This is a genomic window from Streptomyces sp. UF-297 (assembly GCF_058245575.1).
On sequence record NZ_JBSIBZ010000011.1, the window covers coordinates 1 to 17,905 of the forward strand.

The window sequence follows — 17,905 nt, forward strand, 5'->3', positions numbered from 1 at the left end:
CCCCCCCCCCCCCCCCCCCCCCCCCCCCCCCCCCCCCCCCCCCCCCCCCCCCCCCCCCCCCCCCCCCCCCCCCCGGCTGTTTTTCCACCTCGGGCCCACCCTGGCGCCGATCCGCCGCACCCGTTGCTCTCCGTAGCGTCAGGGGTGTCGGAAATTCTCGTCGCCGACAGCGTTCCCCGCTGTCGCTCGTCCCACGGAGGCCCGGGTCATGGGTGGTGTGCCGGAAGTTCTCGTGATCGTCGCGGTCGTCGGGCTGGTGCTCGTACGGCAGTTCAGGCCGCAGCGGCTCACCTCGGACACCAAGCGCTGGTGGGTGCTGCCCGCCGTCCTGGCGGCCGTGGCGCTGCGGCAGTCGGGGCAGCTGCTGGACCCCGCCCATCACACCGCGTCCGCCGCGCTGCTGGCCCTCCAGCTGGCGGTGGGGCTGGCCGCCGGCGCCGCCTGGGCGTGGACCACCCGAATATGGGCCGAGCCGGACGGCTCGGTGTGGACCAGGGGCCGTGCGGTGACGGCCGTGGTGCTGGTCGTGGGGATGGGCGTGCGCGTCGCCCTGTACGGCGTCACGGCGGCGGCCGGGGTCCGTCTGGGGAGCGGGGCCGCGTTGCTGGGCGTGGCGGTCACCTTGCTGGCCCGGTCGGGAGGGGTGGTGTTCAGGTCCCGCATGCTCGGGGCGCAGAGCCCGACGTACCGTGTTCCCGTCGGTGGGTGAGCCCGCCGGCCAGGCGCTGGAAGGACCCCGTGTGCAGATGGACACCTGGACGAGCTGGCCCCTGCGGGAGGCTCTGTCCCGCGACGGGCTGAGCGCGTCCAGGCTGTGGATCGGCCGTGGCGTACGGGCGGTGGTGGCCGTCGCCCTGCTGTGGAGCACCATCGCCCAGGGGCAGCTCAGGGGCTGGGGCATCGCGGCCGGCATCGCCGGGATCGGCGCCGCCGCGGTCGTTCTTCGGCTGTACTTCCACATGACGCTGCGGCACCGGCTGTGGCCGTCGGCCGGTCTGATCCTGCTGTTGCAGGCGGGGGCGTTCGCCTTCCACGCGGCCGGTGCGCGCATCCCCGCCCTGGTTCTGTGGTGCGCCTGCGCCCTCACCGCCATGGAGCGGATGCCGCTGGCCGCCGGGGTGCCGTGCGCGGCGCTCGGCCTGGGCGCGTACGCGATCGTCAACAGCGACGCCTGGCTGGCCACGTCCGTGACCGCCGCCGGGCTGGCCCTGGGCGGGTACGTGCTGCGGCTGGACGCCGAGGCGCGCGGCAACGCCCAGCGGCTGCTCGCCCAGGAGCGGGCGGCCCGCAAGGCCGAGGCCGAGACGGCGGCGCTCGCCGAGCGCGGCAGGATCGCCCGCGAGATCCACGACGTGCTCGCCCACAGCCTCAGCGCCCAGCTCGTGCACCTGGAGGCGGCCCGGCTGATGATCGGGCGCAGCACGGACCTGGAGGCCGAGCGCGAGCGGATCCTGGAGCGGGTGGTGGCGGCGCGCGCGATGGCCAGGGAGGGGCTGGAGGGGACGCGGCAGGCGCTCTCGGCGCTGCGGGGCGAGATGACCCCGGTGGAGGAGTTCCTGCGGGAGCTGACGGCCGCCGAGGGGGCGCGTCTGGAGGTGGCGGGGGAGCGGCGCGAGCTGCCCGCCGAGGCCGGTCTCGCGGTGCGCAGGGCCGCGCAGGAGGCGCTGACCAATGTGCGCAAGCACGCGCCGGGCGCGCGGGTGTGCGTACGGCTGGAGTACGCCCACGGGGAAGTGGGGCTCGTGGTGCGGGACTCGGGCGGGCGGGCCGGGACGGGGGAGCTGGCCGGTGCCGGGTCCGGGTACGGTCTGCTGGGGATGCGGGAGCGCGCCGAACTGCTCGGCGGAACGCTGGAGTCCGGGCCCGACGAGGAGGGTTTCGTGGTGCGGTTGCGGGTGCCCGCGTGACGGCGCGAGTGGTGGTCGCCGACGACCAGACCGTGGTGCGCGAGGGAATTGTGATGCTGCTGGGGCTGCTGCCCGGCATCGAGGTGGTGGGGGCGGCGGGGGACGGCGAGGAGGCGGTCCGGCTGGTCGCCGAACTGGACCCGGACGTCGTGCTGATGGACCTGCGGATGCCGCGCTGCGACGGGGTGGAGGCGACCCGCCGTATCCGGGCCGAGCACCCAGGTACCCAGGTCGTGGTGCTGACGACCTACGCCGACGACGACTCGCTCTTTTCCGCGCTCCAGGCCGGTGCCCGCGGCTATCTGACCAAGGACGCGGGCGGGGAGGAGATCCTGCGGGCCGTCGAGGACGTGATGTCGGGCCAGGCCGGGCTCTCGCCCACGGTGCAGCGCCGGCTGCTGGAGCGGATCGCCGAACCGGTACGGGCCGTTCAGGAGCCGCCCGCCGGGCCGCCGGACGGGCTGACCGCGCGGGAGGCCGAGGTGCTGCGGCTGGTCGCCGAGGGGCTCACCAACCCGGAGATCGCCCGGGCGCTGCACGTCTCCACCGCGACGGTGAAGACCCACATCAACAACCTCTTCGCCAAGGCCGGGGTCCGCGACCGCGCCCAGGCGATCCGCTACGCCTACCGGCACGGACTCGCACAACCGCCCGGAACGGCCATCACCTGATGGGGTGAAGGTTTCGGGGGAAGAGTCCGGGATCTTTCCCTTCTGTCCATCCTTGGGCGCACGGCCAATGGGTCCGTAGAGGACCAACGGGGCCGTGGAACAAGGAGAGTTCGGTGGACAAGCAGGACGCCGGCGGGGCCGGCGGGGCCGGGGCCGCGCGGCTCGACGACCCTTGGTACGACGCCCTCGCCTCGGGATGGGGAGAAGTGGCCGACGAGGCACCACAGGAGGCGGGCGCGTCGGCGCGCGGGGCACCGGACCCGGGGCGGCACCAGGAGCGGGCCCGCGAGGAAGGCCAGGAGCGCGCGTTCACCCCGCCGAGGTGGGCTGACGTACAGGACGAGCCGGACCCTGCCGGGGGAGATCAACTGCCGCTCGGACAAGCCTCCTTGCCGTCGGCGCGTACGGAAGGAGCGGAGCCCGTGGCCGCCCGGGAACGCCCCCCTGGCTCCGCCGGGCACGGCGGCCAGGACGACTCCGTGCACGCCGCGGTCTATCTGGCGGTCCAGCGCAGCGCCGCCTTCCAGGAGGTGCGCCGCCGCTATCTCAGATTCGTGGTGCCCGCCACCGCCCTGTTCTTGACCTGGTACCTCGGCTACGTACTCCTGGCCACGATGGCGCCCGCGCTGATGGCGTACCGCGTGATCGGTTCGCTGAACGTGGCCCTGCTGGCCGGGCTCGGGCAGTTCGCCACGACCTTCCTGCTGACCTGGGCCTATGCGCGTAACGCCCGGCTGCGCAGGGACCGCGCCGCGCTCGACATCCGCTGGGAGACCCAGGAGCTGACGGGAGGAAACCTCCGGTGACGGGGCATCACCAGACCCTCGCGCTGCTGCTGTTCAGCGCGTTCGTCCTGCTCACCCTGGCCATCACGACTTGGGTCAGCCGCCGCAGGCACGGCTCCCCGGAGGAGTTCTACGCGGGCGGACGGCTCTTTTCCCCCATGGAGAACGGTTTCGCCATCGCGGGCGACTACATGTCCGCCGCCTCCTTCCTCGGCGTCTCCGGCCTGATCGCCCTGGTCGGCTACGACGGCCTGCTCTATCTGGAGGGCTTTCTCGTCGCCTGGCTGCTGGTCCTGTTCCTGGTCGCCGAACTCGTCCGCAACTGCGGCCGGTTCACCCTCGCCGACGTCGTGGCGGCCCGGATGCGCGAGCGCCCGGTCCGTATCGCGGCGGGCGCGGCCTCCGTGACCGTCTCCGTGCTCTACCTCGTCGCGCAGATGGTCGGCGCGGGCAGCCTGGTCGCCCTGCTGCTGGGCGGTACGAGCGAGCAGGCCCGCGCCTGGATGGTGATCGGCGTCGGCGCGCTGATGGTCGTCTATGTCGCCTTCGGCGGGATGCGGGCCACGACCTGGATCCAGATCGTCAAGGCCGTCCTCCTGCTCGGCGGGGCGATCGCGCTGACCGTCCTGGTCCTGGTGCGCTTCGGCGGTGACCTGAACGCGCTGCTGAGCACCGCCGCCCAACGCAGCGGCCACGGCGCGGACTTCCTCGCTCCCGGCCTGAAGTACGGCGGCAGCTGGACGTCCCGGCTGGACTTCATCAGCCTCGGCCTGGCCCTGGTCCTGGGGACCGCCGGGCTGCCGCACATCCTCTCGCGCTTCTACACCGTGCCCACCGCGCGCGCCGCCCGCCGCTCGGTCGTCTGGTCCATCGGGCTGATCGGCGGCTTCTACCTGATGACGATCGTGCTGGGATTCGGCGCCGCGGCGGTGCTGGGCAGCGATGCCGTACGCGCCGCCAACCCGACGGGCAACACCGCGGTGCCGCTGCTGGCGATGGAGCTGGGAGGCGGGGCTTCTTCGACCGGCGGAACGGTTCTCTTCGCCATTGTCGCGGCGGTCGCCTTCGCCACCATCCTGGCCGTGGTCGCCGGGATCACGCTCGCCTCCTCGGCCTCGGTGGCCCACGACCTGTACGCGTCGCTGGCGCGCCGGCGGGCGGGCAGCACCAAGCATCCCACCCGTCACCATGAGGTCACCGTCGCGCGCTGCGCGGCCGTCGGCATCGGCGTCGTCTCCATCGGACTCGCCCTGCTCGCCCAGGGGCTGAACATCGCCTTCCTGGTCGGCCTGGCCTTCGCGGTCGCCGCCTCCGCCAACCTCCCCGTCCTGCTGTACTCCCTGTTCTGGCGCCGCTTCACGACCCGGGGAGCGATCTGGTCGGTCTACGGGGGCCTGGTCCCCGCGGTCCTCCTGGTCGTCTTCTCGCCCATCGTCTCCGGCGCCCCGGACGCGCTCTTCTCCGGCCTGGACTTCCACCTCTTCCCGCTGCAGAACCCCGGCGTGGTCTCCATCCCGCTCGGCTTCCTGATGGGCTGGCTGGGCACGGTCACCTCACCGGAGCCACCGGACGCCGCCAAGCACGCCGAGACGGAGGTCAGGGCGCTGACGGGGGCCGGGGCGGCCTGAGGGCGGTACGGGCCGGGCCGGGGCGGGCAGGGCCGTCAGACCCACTCGTAGCGGTGCTCGGGGCGGCCCGTCTCGCCGTACTTGAGCGTGAGGCGGACGCGTCCGGCGCGCTCCAGCAGCTTGAGATAGCGCTGGGCGGTCTGCCGGCTCAGGCCCGCCTGGCCCGCGACCTCCTGCGCCGACAGCGGCGCCTCGGCGGAGCGCAGTACCGAGCGCACCCGGTCGGCGGTGGCCGTGGAGTGGCCCTTGGGCAGCTCGGCGGGCCCGGCGGTGGCGGCGCTCAACGCGCCGAAGATCCGGTCCACTTCGGACTGTTCGGCCTGCCCGCCGCCCTCGAAGGTGCGGCGCAGCGCCGCGTACCCCTCCAGCTTGGAGCGCAGCCCGGCGAAGGTGAACGGTTTGACCAGGTACTGCAGGGCGCCGTGCCGCATGGCGGCCTGCACGGTCGCGATGTCACGGGCCGCCGTCACCATGATCACGTCGGTGTGCAGACCGTCCCGGCGCAGCCGGGCCACGAGCTGCAGGCCGGTCCCGTCGGGAAGGTAGTGGTCCAGGAGGATCAGGTCGACGGGATGGCTCTCCAGAGCGGTCAGGGCCTCGGCGGCGGAGTGGGCCAGACAGGTGACGCGGAAGCCGGCGACCTTGGCGACATAAGCGGCGTTGATCTCGGCGACTCTGGTGTCGTCGTCCACGACCAGTACGTCGATCATCGGGGTGCTCCCGGGGTGTTCTCAGGGTCCTGCGGGGTGGGCGAAGGCCCGGCCGGGGAAGCGGCCGCGGCCGGCGGGGCATCGGTCAGCGCCTCGGGCAGCGTCACGGTGAACTGCGCGCCGCCGCCGGGCCGTTCGCCGACCTCGGCGCTGCCTCCGTAGCGCTCGGCCAGCCGCCGTACCAGCGCCAGACCGATGCCTCGCCGGCCGTGCGCGGGCGGGTCCTTGGTGGTCCAGCCCTCGGTGAAGATCTGCGCACGCCGGGCCGCGGGTACCCCGGGGCCGTTGTCGCAGACCCGTACGACGGCGGTACGGCCCTCGGTGCGCACCTCCACTTCCACCAGCGCGTCGCGCCCGCCCGCCGTGGCGTCCAGGGCGTTGTCGACGAGGTTGCCCAGCACCGTGACCAGGCCGTGCGGGTCGACCAGCCGGTCGGGCAGATGGGTGGCGGGCGAGATGCGCAGCGACACCCCGCGCTCGGTGGCGACCGTGGCCTTGCCGACCAGGAGGGCGGCGGGCAGCGGGTCGTGGATGCGCTCGGTGACCTGCTCGGCGGTGGCCCGGTGCACGCCCACGGCCTGCGTCACGAAGTCCACGGCCTCGTCGTACAGGCCCAGTTCGAGCAGCCCGAGCAGGGTGTGCAGCCGGTTGGCGTGCTCGTGGTCCTGGGCGCGCAGCGCGTCGATCAGCCCGCGGGTGCCGTCCAACTCGCGCCCCAGGCGCTCCAGTTCGGTGCGGTCGCGCAGGGTGACCACGGCCCCGCCGTCATCGGTGGGCATGCGGTTGACGACCAGGACGCGCGCCCCGCTGACGGTCAGCAGGTCGGCGCCGGGGACCCGGCCGCTGAGGACGGCGGTGGTACGGCCCGGGGGCAGCACCTCCTCCAGGGGGCGCCCGGTGTCCTGGCCGCGCAGCTCCAGCAGCCGCTGCGCCTCGTCGTTCATCAGCCGGATCCTGCCGTGCGCGTCCAGCGCGATGAAGCCCTCACGGATGCCGTGCAGCATCGCCTCGCGCTCGGCCAGGAGGGCGGAGATGTCGGAGAAGGCCAGGTCGTGGGTGCGGCGCTGGAGGCGGCGGGCCACCAGATAGGCGGCCAGGGCGCCGATGGCGAGCGCGCCGCCCGCGTACGCCAGCAACTCGGGCACCGTGGACAGCAGCCGCTGCTGCACGCTCTCGTACGCGATGCCGACCGAGACCGCGCCCACGATGCGGCCCGTGTCGTCGCGCAGCGGGACCTTGCCGCGCGCCGAGCGGCCGAGCGTGCCCTCGTCGATCTGCATGACCTGCTGGCCGGAGAGGGCGGCGCTGGGGTCGGTGGAGACGCGCAGCCCGATCTGGCCCGGGTCGGTGTGCGAGAAGCGCACCCCCCGCTCGTCCATGACCACGACGTACTCGGCGCCGGTGGCGCGGCGGATCCGCTCGGCCTCGGTCTGTACGGGGCCGTGGCGGCTGGGCCGGGAGCGCGCCAGGGCCTCGTCCAGGTGCGACTCGGCCGCGGTGGTCTGGGCGATGGCCAGGGCCCTGCGCATCGCCTGGTCGTCCAGTTCGGCGCTGAGCGGGGCGAGGAAGAGGCCGGTGGCCAGGGCGGTGACGCCGGTGGCGATGGCCAGCTGCACCATCAGCACCTGGGAGAAGACGCGCCGCGGCCAGCCCAGCCGCCGAGGGCCGCGGCGCCGTGCCGCTGCCGTGCGGTCCTGGGAGCGGGCGCCGCCGGTGCCTTCCCTCTCGCTCATACCCACGAACAGTAAGCGGGCCCGTGCCGCGCCCGGTAATCGGTACGGACCGGCTGTGCGGCGGGAGAAAGGCGCCCGGTCAGACGAGCGGGCGGACCAAGGCCACGGCCATCCGCGCCGGGGGCAGCGGCACCGTGCCGCAGCTGGCGGGCGCCGGGGCGCCGTCGGCCCGCTGCTCGACCACGACCTGCCAGCGCCGCCCGTCCAGGTGCGCGACGGTGACGGCCCACGACGGTACGGCGCCCCGGGTGCGTACCTCCTCGCCGACGACGTCCAGCGCGTCCGCCCGCTCCTCGCCGGTCAGTTCACGGACGGCGAGGTCGGCGGCCTGGGCCGGGCGTCCCCAGGTGGAGCGCCCCCGGCAGTGGCCGAGCCGGACCCGGCCCGCGCGGGCCGCCTCCACGGCGTCCTTGACCAGATGTGCGGAGGCCCGCCCGTAGGCGTAGCCGTAGGGCAGGACGAAGAGCGTGGGGGAGAAGCGGTGCCCGCCGATGTGGGTGACCTCCCACACCTCGGCCCCGTCGGCGGCGAGCTCGGCGGCCAGCGGCCGGCCCAGGAGCGCGCAGCAGCGGTCCCGCTTGCCGTTGGTGCACACCAGCACCGGCGGGTCGCCCTCGTAGGGCTCCCACAGGTCCGCGTGCTCGCCGCGCCCCAGCGCCCGGTGGTCCAGCCCGAGCAGCTCCTCGGGGTCGGTGACCTGGGTCGTACGGATCCAGGAGCGCCCCGGGGCGGTGTGCGCGACGAAGACGCGGCGGGTGGCCGTGCCGTGGCAGTCGGCGTGCCGTCCGGGCCTGCGGATCAGCGCGACGCGCACTCCCGTGCCCTCCGTGGCCGCTTCCAGCGCCCGGCCGGTGCGCGGGTCGAGATGGCTGTCGGTCAGCGCCCGCGCGCCCCACGGCCCGGTCTGCTCGACCAGGAGCCAGGTGCGGGCGGTGGCCGCGGTCCCGGCGACGGGTTCGGCCGCTTCACGGGAGGCGGTTGCGCAGGTGCTCACACAGGCGAGCCTAACCTGCTCCGTGCCTGGTGGGCGGGGCGATGGCCCCGCTTCACTCCCCGGGCAGCGGCCGCGGCGGCCGCGGGCCGGTGTACTGGCCGATGGGGCGCATCCGCATCGGGCGCTCCTCGTACTCCTCCAGGGCGTGCGCGATCCAGCCGGCGCTGCGGGCCACCGCGAAGACCGTCTCGCCCGCCTCGGCCGGCATGCCGCAGGAGACGGTCAAAACGGCCAGGGCGAGATCGACGTTGGCGTGCAGGGGGGCGTGGCGGGCGGTGGTGGTGACCACGTCGCGGGCGGCGGCGAGCGCGGGGCGGGCCCGCGGCAGGTCCTCCAGCAGCGCGAACAGGGCGCGGGCGCGCGGGTCTTCGCCGGTGTAGAGGGGGTGGCCGAGGCCGGGCACCCGGCGCCCGGCCCGCAGGTGGTCGGCCACGACCGCGGCCGCGCTGCCGCGCTGGAGGACCTCCAGCAGCATCCGGTGGACCAGTCCGCTCGCGGCGCCGTGCAGCGGGCCGTCCAGTGCGCCGAAGCCGGCCGAGACCACCGCGTAGGGGTGGGCGCGGGCGGAGGCGGCGACGCGTACCGCGAGGGTGGAGGCGGCCAGGTCGTGGTCGATGAGCAGGACGAGTGCCGCGTCCAGTACGCGCTGACAGGCCTCGTCGGGCTGCTCGCCGGACAGGCGTGACCACAGGCGGCGGGCCAGCGGGAGGCGGCCGCCGGGGGTGTGCCCGGCGGTGGGGAGGGCGTCGACGAGGGTGGGGATCAGGCTGCGGGCCGTGTCCAGGACGGCCTCTTCGCGCAGGTCGAAGCGGAGCGGGTCGGCGGCGGCCGCCGCGATGACGGCCACCCGCAGCCGGTCCATCGGTCCGCTGTGCGCGGGCAGTGCCTGTACGGCCCGGCGGGCGGCGGACAGCGCTTCCTCGGGGGCGGTGAAGGTGATGCCCGGGCGCAGGGTGCCCGTCCACAGCCAGTCGGCGACCTCCTCGTAGCCGAAGCGGGCGGCGAGTTCGACGGTGTCCACGCCGCGGAAGTAGCAGCGGCCGCCCTCGATGAGGGTGATGCCCGTGCGGACGGCCAACTCGCTGCCGCCGAAGGTGGGTTCGCGGCGCCCGCCGCCGCGCCGGGCGAGCGCGTCGATCTCCTCGGGGTCGAAGGTGCTGCCCCGGCTGCCCGCTTCGCGCCTGCTGGTGAGCTGGCCGCGGCTGACGTACGCGTAGACCGTCTCGGGTTTCACGCCGAGGCGTTCGGCCGCCTGCCGGGTGGTGAGCCGCTCGGCCGCTTTGGGAGAGCCGGGCCGTGCGGCAGCTTCCCGGTCCTGGTGTTCCGCCATGACTCCACCGTATCCATATTGATTCAATCAACATTGACAAGGATTGAGTCAAGCATAGACAGTCGAATCAACTTTGAGGAAGCAAGAGGAGGACCGTCATGGCGATCGCAGCGGCGAACGCACCGATCGAGGCACCCCGCGGGCTCGCGGGCGTCATCGTCACCGAGACCGAACTGGGCGACGTACGGGGCCGCGAGGGCTTCTACCACTACCGCCAGTACTCCGCGGTGGAGCTTGCCGGGACCCGTACGTTCGAGGACGTATGGCATCTGATGTTCCACGGCGAACTGCCGGACGCCGGGCAGCGGGCCGCCTTCGCCGCCGAGACCGCGCGACTGCGCCGGCTGCCGGACGCCGTACGCGACGCGCTGCCCGGCATCGCCCGCGCCACCGCCCTGGCCGGACCGCTCGCCGGCCTGCGCACCGTGCTCTCCCTCTTCGGCGCGCACGCCGGATTCCGGCCCCTGTACGACATCGACCCCGCCACCCGCCGCGCCGACGCGCTCGCCGCCTGCGCCGCCGTCCCCACCCTGCTGGCCGCGCTGCACCGCATCGGCCGCGGCCTGGAGCCCGTCGAGCCGCGCGAGGACCTGCCGCACGCCGCCAACTACCTCTACATGCTCACCGGTTCCACGCCCGGGGCCGAGCAGGTCCGCGCCGTCGAGCGCTATCTGATCTCCACCGTCGACCACGGCTTCAACGCCTCGACCTTCACCTCGCGGGTGATCGCCTCCACCGGCGCCGACCTCGCGGCCTGCCTGGTCGGCGCGATCGGCGCGCTCTCCGGGCCGCTGCACGGCGGCGCCCCCAGCCGGGCCCTGGACACCCTGGACGCGATCGGCAGCCCGGACCGTATCGACCACTGGCTGCGTCAGCAGGTGCTGGCGGGCGAGCGGATCATGGGCTTCGGGCACCCCGTCTACCGCACGAAGGACCCGCGCTCGCAGATGCTGCGCGCCGTCGCCGAGTCCTTCGGCGGGCCGCTGGTGGACTTCGCCGTCCAGGTCGAGGAGCGGGCCGAGGCGATCCTCGCCGAGCTCAAGCCGGGCCGCGAGCTGCACATCAACGTGGAGTTCTACGCGGGTGTGGTCATGGAGCTGTGCGGGCTGGCGCGCGAGATGTTCACGCCCACCTTCTGTGCGGCCCGCGTGGTCGGATGGAGCGCCAATATCCTGGAGCAGGCGGCGGACTCGAAGATCATCCGGCCGGCGGCCCGCTACGTGGGCCCGCCCGCGCCGGAGCCGGTCCCCGCCGCGGAGGGCTGAACGAGCACACAACGATGGAGGCGCCCCCTTGGCCAGCAAGCCGACCGCCCAGCAGATCCCGGTCGTCGTCCTCGCCGGTTTCCTGGGATCGGGCAAGACGACCCTGCTCAACCACCTGCTGCGGCACAGCGGGGGCACCCGTATCGGCGTGATCGTCAATGACTTCGGCTCGATCGAGATCGACGCGATGTCGGTCGCGGGCCAGGTCGGCTCGACGGTGTCGCTGGGCAACGGCTGCCTGTGCTGCGCGGTGGACGGCAGCGAGCTGGACGCCTACCTGGACAAGCTCACCCGGCCCTCCGTCGGCCTGGACGTGATCGTCATCGAGGCCAGCGGGCTCGCCGAGCCGCAGGAGCTCGTACGGATGCTGCTGGCCAGCGACAACCCCTCCATCGTGTACGGGGGGCTGGTCCAGGTCGTGGACGCCGCGGAGTTCGACGCCACCCGCGAGCGGCACCCGGAGACCGACCGGCATCTGGCGCTCGCCGACCTGGTGGTGCTCAACAAGACGGACCGGGTCGGCGACGCCGAGCGCGAGCGCGTCCGCGCCACGGTCGCCTCCCTGGCGGACGGGGCGGCGCTGGTGCCCTCGGCGTACGGGCGCATCGACACCGAGCTGCTCTTCGACCGCCGGCCCACCGCCGAGCGCATCGGCCAGCTCTCCTTCGACGACCTGCGCGACCTGGAGGGCGAGCACGGGCACGAGGAGCACGACCACAACGGTCACGACGGCCATCTGCACGCCGCCTACGAGAGCGTCGACTTCACCGCGCAGGAGCCGCTGCACCCGCGGCGGCTGCTGGACTTCCTGGACGCCAGGCCCGAGGGCCTCTACCGCATCAAGGGGTTCGTCGACTTCGGGGCGCACGACGCGCGCAACCGCTACACCCTGCACGCGGTCGGCCGCTTCCTGCGCTTCTACCCCTCGCCCTGGCCGCAGGGAGAGGAGCGCCGCACCCAGCTCGTCATGATCGGCAGCGGGATCGACGCGGCCGCGCTGCGCAAGGAGCTGGAGAACTGCCGGGACAGCACACCGCAGGACGCCCCCGAGCACAGCATGTGGGGCGTCCTGCGGTACGTGCCGTCCCCCGAGGAACAGCAGGAGTGAGCGTTATACGGGCCCGGCCAGCGACGCGACCGGCTTGGCCAGCGGCAGGCCCGAGCCGTCGCGGCGCGGGTCCGGCTCCGGCAGCGAGACCGGCGCGCCCTTGGCGTCCGCGGCCCGCACCGGTGTGGCCCCCGCCCAGGCCAGGGTGAGGCAGTCCTCGCCCTTGAGGAACCGCTGGCAGCGCACGCCGCCGGTGGCCCGGCCCTTGCGCGGGTACTGGTCGAAGGGCGTCAGCTTGGCGGTGGCGACCGAGTCGTCGAGGGTGCCGTGCGAGCCGGCGACCGTGAACACCACGGCGTCGGACGCCGGGTCGACGGCCGTGAAGGAGATCACCTTCGCGCCCGGGCCGAGCTTGATGCCCGCCATCCCGCCCGCCGGGCGGCCCTGCGGGCGCACCTGCGAGGCCTGATAGCGCAGCAGCTGCGCCTCGTTGGTGATGAAGACCAGGTCCTCCTCGCCCGTACGCAGCTCGACCGCGCCCACGATGCGGTCGCCGTCCTTGAGCGTGATCACCTCCAACTCGTCCTTGTTGGAGGGGTAGTCGGGCACCACGCGCTTGACGACACCTTGTTCGGTGCCCAGCGCCAGGCCCGGCGAGGACTCGTCGAGCGTGGTCAGGCACACCAGCGTCTCGCCGTCCTGCAGGGAGAGGAACTCCGAGATCTGGGCGCCGCCGGAGAGGTTGGGCGCCGCGGCCGTGTCGGGCAGCTGCGGCAGATCCACCACCGAGATCCGCAGCAGCCGGCCCTCGGAGGTCACCGCGCCGACCTCGCCGCGGATGGTCGCCGGGACCGCCGAGACGATCACGTCGTGCTTGGCCCGCTTGGCCTCGGCGTCGAAGGACACCTCGCCGTTGGCCGTACGCGCCAGCAGGCCCGTGGAGGACAGCAGCACCCGGCACGGGTCGTCGGCGACCTCCAGCGGCACCGCCGCCACCGGCGCGCCCGCCGACTCCAGCAGGACCGTACGCCGCTCCGTGCTGTACTTCTTGGCCACCGCCGCCAGCTCGCCGGAGACCAGTTTGCGCAGCTCGGAGTCCGACTCGAGGATCGCGGTCAGCTCCTCGATCTCCGCCTTGAGCCGGTCGCGCTCCGACTCCAGCTCGATCCGGTCGAACTTGGTCAGCCGGCGCAGCGGGGTGTCGAGGATGTACTGGGTCTGGGTCTCGCTCAGGGAGAAGCGGTCCATCAGCCGCTCCTTGGCCTGCGCGCTGTTCTCGCTGGAGCGGATCAGGCGGATGACCTCGTCGATGTCGACCAGCGCGGTCAGCAGGCCCTCGACCAGGTGGAGGCGGTCCTGGCGCTTGCCGCGGCGGAACTCGCTGCGCCGGCGCACCACCTCGAAGCGGTGGTCGACATAGACCTCCAGCAGCTCCTTCAGACCCAGCGTCAGCGGCTGGCCGTCCACCAGCGCGACGTTGTTGATGCCGAAGGACTCCTCCATGGGCGTGAGCTTGTAGAGCTGCTCCAGGACGGCTTCCGGGTTGAAGCCGTTCTTGATCTCGATGACCAGGCGCAGCCCGTGCTCACGGTCGGTCAGGTCCTTGACGTCCGCGATGCCCTGGAGCTTCTTCGAACCGACCAGGTCCTTGATCTTGGAGATGACCTTCTCGGGGCCGACCGCGAAGGGGAGTTCGGTCACCACCAGGCCCTTGCGGCGGGCCGTGACGCTCTCCACCGCGACCGTCGCGCGGATCTTGAAGGTGCCGCGCCCGGTCTCGTAGGCGTCCCGCACCCCCGAAAGGCCCACGATCCGGCCGCCGGTGGGCAGGTCGGGGCCGGGCACGAACCGCATCAGGGTGTCGAGGTCGGCGCCCGGGTGCTTGATCAGATGGCGGGCCGCGGCGATGACCTCGCCGAGGTTGTGCGGCGGCATGTTCGTGGCCATGCCGACCGCGATGCCGGAGGTGCCGTTGACCAGGAGGTTGGGGTAGGCCGCCGGCAGGGTGACCGGCTCCTGCTCCTGGCCGTCGTAGTTGGGCGCGAAGTCGACGGTGTCCTCGTCGATGGACTCCGTCATCAGGGACGCCGCCGAGGCCATCTTGGCCTCGGTGTAACGCATCGCGGCGGGCGGGTCGTCGTTGCCCAGCGAGCCGAAGTTGCCGTGGCCGTTGACCAGCGGCACCCGCATCGAGAACGGCTGCGCCATGCGCACCATGGCGTCGTAGATGGACGCGTCGCCGTGCGGGTGGAGCTTTCCCATCACCTCGCCGACGACCCGGGCGCACTTGACGTAGCCGCGCTCGGGCCGCAGCCCCATCTCGTTCATCTGGAACAGGATGCGGCGCTGTACGGGCTTGAGCCCGTCGCGCGCGTCCGGCAGGGCGCGGGAGTAGATGACCGAATACGCGTACTCGAGGAAGGAACCCTGCATCTCGTCGACGACGTCGATGTCGAGGATCCTCTCCTCGAAGTCGTCCGGCGGCGGGGTCTTCGTGCTGCGGCGGGCCATCGCGGCTGCGGCTCCTTCTACTTCAACTGCCGATGCTGGTTCAACAACGCTTCACTGTCCGCACCATTGTGGCCCGGCCCACTGACAACGCCGACCACGACCCTCCCCGCCCCGCGCGGCGCGGGGCGGCTTCCCCTCGTAAGGAGGGGCTTGACCGGGAACTTCGCCAAGGTCCGACGCGCTTGCATACAGTGACAGAACCTCATCGCAAGCGGATCGAAGGGACGTACATGCCCATGGGTCACACGGCCACGGAAAAAGCCGGCTCCGGCGGCCTGACAGCAACCGAGCACCGGCTGGCCAATGGCCTGCGCGTGGTGCTCTCCGAAGACCACCTGACCCCGGTCGCCGCGGTCTGCCTGTGGTACGACGTCGGTTCGCGCCACGAGGTCAAGGGCCGAACCGGCCTGGCCCACCTCTTCGAGCACCTGATGTTCCAGGGCTCCGCGCAGGTCGAGGGCAACGGTCACTTCGAACTGGTCCAGGGCGCGGGCGGCTCCCTGAACGGCACCACCAGCTTCGAGCGCACCAACTACTTCGAGACCATGCCCGCCCACCAGCTGGAGCTCGCGCTGTGGCTGGAGGCCGACCGCATGGGCTCCCTGCTGACCGCTCTTGACGAGGAGTCGCTGGAGAACCAGCGCGACGTCGTCAAGAACGAGCGCCGCCAGCGCTACGACAACGTCCCCTACGGCACGGCCTTCGAGAAGCTGACGGCCATGTCCTACCCGGACGGACACCCCTACCACCACACCCCCATCGGCTCGATGGCCGACCTGGACGCCGCCTCCCTGGAGGACGCGCGCGCCTTCTTCCGTACGTACTACGCGCCCAACAACGCCGTCCTCTCGGTCGTCGGCGACATCGACCCCGAGCAGACCCTGGCGTGGATCGAGAAGTACTTCGGCTCCATCCCCTCCCACGACGGCAAGCAGCCGCCGCGCGACGGCTCGCTGCCCGACGTCATCGGCCAGGAGCTGCGCGAGGTCGTCGAGGAAGAGGTGCCCTCGCGCGCCCTGATGGCCGCCTACCGCCTGCCCCAGGACGGCACCCGTGAGGCGGACGCCGCCGACCTGGCGCTGACCGTGCTCGGCGGCGGGGAGTCCTCCCGCCTCTACAACCGCCTGGTGCGCAGGGACCGCAGCGCGGTCGCGGCCGGCTTCGGCCTGCTGCGGCTGGCCGGCGCGCCCTCGCTGGGCTGGCTGGACGTGAAGACCTCCGGCGGCGTGGAGGTCCCCGACATCGAGCGGGCCGTGGACGAGGAGCTGGCCCGCTTCGCCGAGGAGGGCCCCAGCCCCGAGGAGATGGAGCGCGCACAGGCCCAGCTGGAGCGCGAGTGGCTGGACCGGCTGGCCACCGTCAGCGGCCGCGCCGACGAACTGTGCCGCTTCGCCGTGCTGTTCGGCGACCCGCAGCTCGCCCTGACCGCGGTCCAGCGCGTACTGGACATCACCCCGCAGGAGGTGCAGGAGGTCGCCAAGGCCCGGCTGCGCCCCGACAACCGCGCGGTGCTCGTGTACGAGCCGGTCGCCGGCGCCGGTGCGGACGCCGACGAGAACGACGACGAGGAGGCGGCGAAGTGAGCGACGCCGTGACCAGCACCATGACCTTCCACCCGCAGCCGCAGGCCGGCGCGCCCAAGCCGTGGGCCTTCCCGGCCCCCGAGCGCGGGCAGCTGCCCAACGGGCTGACCGTGCTGCGCAGCCACCGCCCCGGCCAGCAGGTCGTCGCCGTCGAGGTCAACCTCGTCGCGCCGCTGGACGCCGAGCCCGAGGGCCTGGACGGCGTCGCCACGATCATGGCGCGCGCCCTGTCCGAGGGCACCGACAAGCACGACGCCGAGGAGTTCGCCGCCGAGCTGGAGCGCTGCGGCGCCACCCTGGACGCGCACGCCGACCACCCCGGCCTGCGGGTCTCCCTGGAGGTGCCCGCCTCCCGCCTGGACAAGGCGCTGGGCCTGCTGGCCGACGCCCTGCGCGCCCCGGCCTTCGCGGACAGCGAGATCGAGCGCCTGGTGGGCAACCGCCTGGACGAGATCCCGCACGAGCTGGCCAACCCCGCCCGGCGCGCCGCGATGGCCCTGTCCAAGGAGCTCTTCGCGGCCACCTCCCGGATGTCCCGGCCCCGCCAGGGCACCCAGGAAACGGTCGAGCGCATCGACGCGGCCGCCGTACGCGCCTTCTACGAGGCCCATGTACGGCCCGCCACCGCGACCGCCGTGATCGTCGGCGACTTCACCGGCGTGGACGTGGACCAGGCCCTGGCGGACTCCCTCGGCGCCTGGACCGGCTCCACCGCCGAGCCCGTCGCGGCCACGCCCATCACCGCGGACGACACCGGCCGCGTGGTGATCGTGGACCGCCCCGGCGCCGTACAGACCCAGCTCCTGATCGGCCGTATCGGCGCCGACCGGCACGACCGCGTCTGGCCGGCCCAGGTGCTGGGCACGTACTGCCTGGGCGGCACGCTCACCTCCCGCCTGGACCGCGTCCTGCGCGAGGAGAAGGGCTACACCTACGGCGTGCGCGCCTTCGGGCAGGTGCTGCGCTCCTCTGGGGACGGCACGGGCGCCGCGATGCTGGCCATCAGCGGCTCGGTCGACACCGCCTCCACGGGCCCCGCGCTGGAGGACCTGTGGAAGGTGCTGCGGACCCTGGCGGCCGAGGGCCTGACCGACGCCGAGCGCGATGTGGCCGTGCAGAACCTCGTCGGGGTCGCCCCGCTGAAGTACGAGACCGCCGCCGCCGTCGCCGGGACGCTCGCCGACCAGGTCGAGCAGCACCTCCCGGACGACTTCCAGGCGCAGCTGTACGCACGGCTGGCGGAGACCGGCACGGTCGAGGCGACCGCCGCCGCCGTCAACGCCTTCCCCGTGGACCGGCTCGTCACGGTCCTGGTGGGCGACGCCTCCGAGATCGCCGAGCCCGTGCGGGCGCTGGGCATCGGCGAGGTGACGGTCGTCAGCAGCTGACGCCACCGCCGAGCGGACGCGGGGCCCGGGGTGCGAGCGCACTCCGGGCCCCGCGTTTGTCCCATTTGTTGGCGCTGGTTGCTTGTTGCCCATGTGGCGTACGGCACAAAGCACGGGTTCTGTTTGCCGATTGAAAGACGGGCCGTTTAGCGTCAATCCCGCTGTCCGTCAGATGTGAGCCGCACCCGCGGCGCCGGGCAGCCATCGCCGAGTCCCCGTACGGCGCGAGCCAGGGGAGCCGGGGACCCACCGTCCCCTGGGGTGAATCGGACTCCTTCCAGGAGGAGTTCGTAGGAGACCTTCCTGCTCCGAACCCGTCAGCTAACCCGGTAGGCGAGAAGGAAGGAAAGGA

Annotated in this window: 14 protein-coding genes and 1 riboswitch; of the genes, 9 read left to right on the forward strand and 5 right to left on the reverse strand. The window is 73.1% G+C overall.

All coding sequences use genetic code 11. The features are described from left to right. Nucleotides 1-208: 208 nt before the first annotated feature. The 5 genes from AC4IJH_RS09125 (at nt 209) to AC4IJH_RS09145 (ending at nt 4,991) form a co-directional block, all read left to right on the forward strand. Entirely contained in the window at nt 209-709 is a 501-nt protein-coding gene (locus AC4IJH_RS09125; RefSeq protein ID WP_490851063.1) for a DUF1453 domain-containing protein, read from the forward strand. Nucleotides 710-740: 31 nt separating this feature from the next. Next, on the forward strand, nt 741-1,907 hold the full coding sequence (locus tag AC4IJH_RS09130; protein ID WP_490851064.1) for a sensor histidine kinase: 1,167 nt from the start codon (nt 741-743) through the stop codon (nt 1,905-1,907). Further along, the gene (locus tag AC4IJH_RS09135) at nt 1,904-2,578 is read left to right on the forward strand and encodes a response regulator transcription factor (RefSeq protein ID WP_490851065.1); all 675 of its coding nucleotides are present in this window, start codon (nt 1,904-1,906) and stop codon (nt 2,576-2,578) included. Before AC4IJH_RS09130 ends, AC4IJH_RS09135 begins: the two co-directional genes overlap by 4 nt. 113 nt (nt 2,579-2,691) lie before the next feature. Next, nucleotides 2,692-3,384, forward strand: coding sequence for a DUF485 domain-containing protein (locus tag AC4IJH_RS09140; RefSeq protein ID WP_490851066.1), 693 nt, complete (start codon nt 2,692-2,694; stop codon nt 3,382-3,384). Further along, nucleotides 3,381-4,991, forward strand: a complete 1,611-nt coding sequence (locus AC4IJH_RS09145) for a solute symporter family protein (protein ID WP_490851067.1) — start codon at nt 3,381-3,383, stop codon at nt 4,989-4,991. Before AC4IJH_RS09140 ends, AC4IJH_RS09145 begins: the two co-directional genes overlap by 4 nt. Before the next feature lie 35 nt (nt 4,992-5,026). On the opposite strand, the gene AC4IJH_RS09150 is transcribed toward AC4IJH_RS09145, so the two are convergent. The 4 genes from AC4IJH_RS09150 to AC4IJH_RS09165 all read right to left on the reverse strand — a co-directional run bounded on the left by AC4IJH_RS09150 (nt 5,027) and on the right by AC4IJH_RS09165 (nt 9,758). Continuing rightward, on the reverse strand, nt 5,027-5,701 hold the full coding sequence (locus tag AC4IJH_RS09150) for a DUF7342 family protein (RefSeq protein ID WP_490851068.1): 675 nt from the start codon (nt 5,699-5,701) through the stop codon (nt 5,027-5,029). Beyond that, nucleotides 5,698-7,434 (reverse strand): sensor histidine kinase, encoded by a 1,737-nt coding sequence (locus tag AC4IJH_RS09155; RefSeq protein ID WP_490851069.1) that lies wholly within the window; start codon nt 7,432-7,434, stop codon nt 5,698-5,700. The genes AC4IJH_RS09150 and AC4IJH_RS09155 overlap by 4 nt, the downstream gene beginning before the upstream one ends. A gap of 79 nt (nt 7,435-7,513) precedes the next feature. After that, complete coding sequence (locus tag AC4IJH_RS09160) at nt 7,514-8,428, reverse strand: ferredoxin family protein (RefSeq protein ID WP_490851070.1); 915 nt, start codon at nt 8,426-8,428, stop codon at nt 7,514-7,516. 52 nt (nt 8,429-8,480) lie between these two features. Beyond that, on the reverse strand, nt 8,481-9,758 hold the full coding sequence (locus tag AC4IJH_RS09165) for a citrate/2-methylcitrate synthase (protein WP_490851071.1): 1,278 nt from the start codon (nt 9,756-9,758) through the stop codon (nt 8,481-8,483). Between the two features lie 98 nt (nt 9,759-9,856). On the opposite strand from AC4IJH_RS09165, the gene AC4IJH_RS09170 reads away from it, so the two are divergent. Continuing rightward, entirely contained in the window at nt 9,857-11,023 is a 1,167-nt protein-coding gene (locus AC4IJH_RS09170) for a citrate synthase/methylcitrate synthase (RefSeq protein ID WP_490851072.1), read from the forward strand. A 28-nt stretch (nt 11,024-11,051) separates the two neighbouring features. Further along, the gene (locus tag AC4IJH_RS09175) at nt 11,052-12,131 is read left to right on the forward strand and encodes a CobW family GTP-binding protein (protein WP_490851073.1); all 1,080 of its coding nucleotides are present in this window, start codon (nt 11,052-11,054) and stop codon (nt 12,129-12,131) included. 3 nt (nt 12,132-12,134) lie between these two features. Here AC4IJH_RS09175 and AC4IJH_RS09180 read toward each other — a convergent pair whose 3' ends face one another. Further along, nucleotides 12,135-14,582, reverse strand: coding sequence for a DNA gyrase/topoisomerase IV subunit A (locus tag AC4IJH_RS09180; protein WP_490851074.1), 2,448 nt, complete (start codon nt 14,580-14,582; stop codon nt 12,135-12,137). 236 nt (nt 14,583-14,818) lie between these two features. On the opposite strand from AC4IJH_RS09180, the gene AC4IJH_RS09185 reads away from it, so the two are divergent. After that, entirely contained in the window at nt 14,819-16,165 is a 1,347-nt protein-coding gene (locus tag AC4IJH_RS09185; RefSeq protein WP_490851170.1) for a M16 family metallopeptidase, read from the forward strand. Between the two features lie 20 nt (nt 16,166-16,185). Then, complete coding sequence (locus AC4IJH_RS09190; protein ID WP_490851171.1) at nt 16,186-17,553, forward strand: M16 family metallopeptidase; 1,368 nt, start codon at nt 16,186-16,188, stop codon at nt 17,551-17,553. Nucleotides 17,554-17,748: 195 nt separating this feature from the next. Next, nucleotides 17,749-17,904, forward strand: a riboswitch (cyclic di-AMP (ydaO/yuaA leader). The last annotated feature ends 1 nt before the right edge of the window (nt 17,905 follow it).

Excerpts from the sequence above, each read along its gene's own strand:
- AC4IJH_RS09155 (WP_490851069.1), bottom strand. The coding sequence starts at position 7,434 with ATGAGCGAGAGGGAAGGCACCGGCGGCGCCCGCTCCCAGGACCGCACG.
- AC4IJH_RS09190 (WP_490851171.1), top strand. The coding sequence starts at position 16,186 with ATGACCTTCCACCCGCAGCCGCAGGCCGGCGCGCCCAAGCCGTGGGCC.
- AC4IJH_RS09125 (WP_490851063.1), top strand. The coding sequence starts at position 209 with ATGGGTGGTGTGCCGGAAGTTCTCGTGATCGTCGCGGTCGTCGGGCTG.
- AC4IJH_RS09170 (WP_490851072.1), top strand. The coding sequence starts at position 9,857 with ATGGCGATCGCAGCGGCGAACGCACCGATCGAGGCACCCCGCGGGCTC.
- AC4IJH_RS09165 (WP_490851071.1), bottom strand. The coding sequence starts at position 9,758 with ATGGCGGAACACCAGGACCGGGAAGCTGCCGCACGGCCCGGCTCTCCC.
- AC4IJH_RS09180 (WP_490851074.1), bottom strand. The coding sequence starts at position 14,582 with ATGGCCCGCCGCAGCACGAAGACCCCGCCGCCGGACGACTTCGAGGAG.
- AC4IJH_RS09185 (WP_490851170.1), top strand. The coding sequence starts at position 14,819 with ATGGGTCACACGGCCACGGAAAAAGCCGGCTCCGGCGGCCTGACAGCA.
- AC4IJH_RS09150 (WP_490851068.1), bottom strand. The coding sequence starts at position 5,701 with ATGATCGACGTACTGGTCGTGGACGACGACACCAGAGTCGCCGAGATC.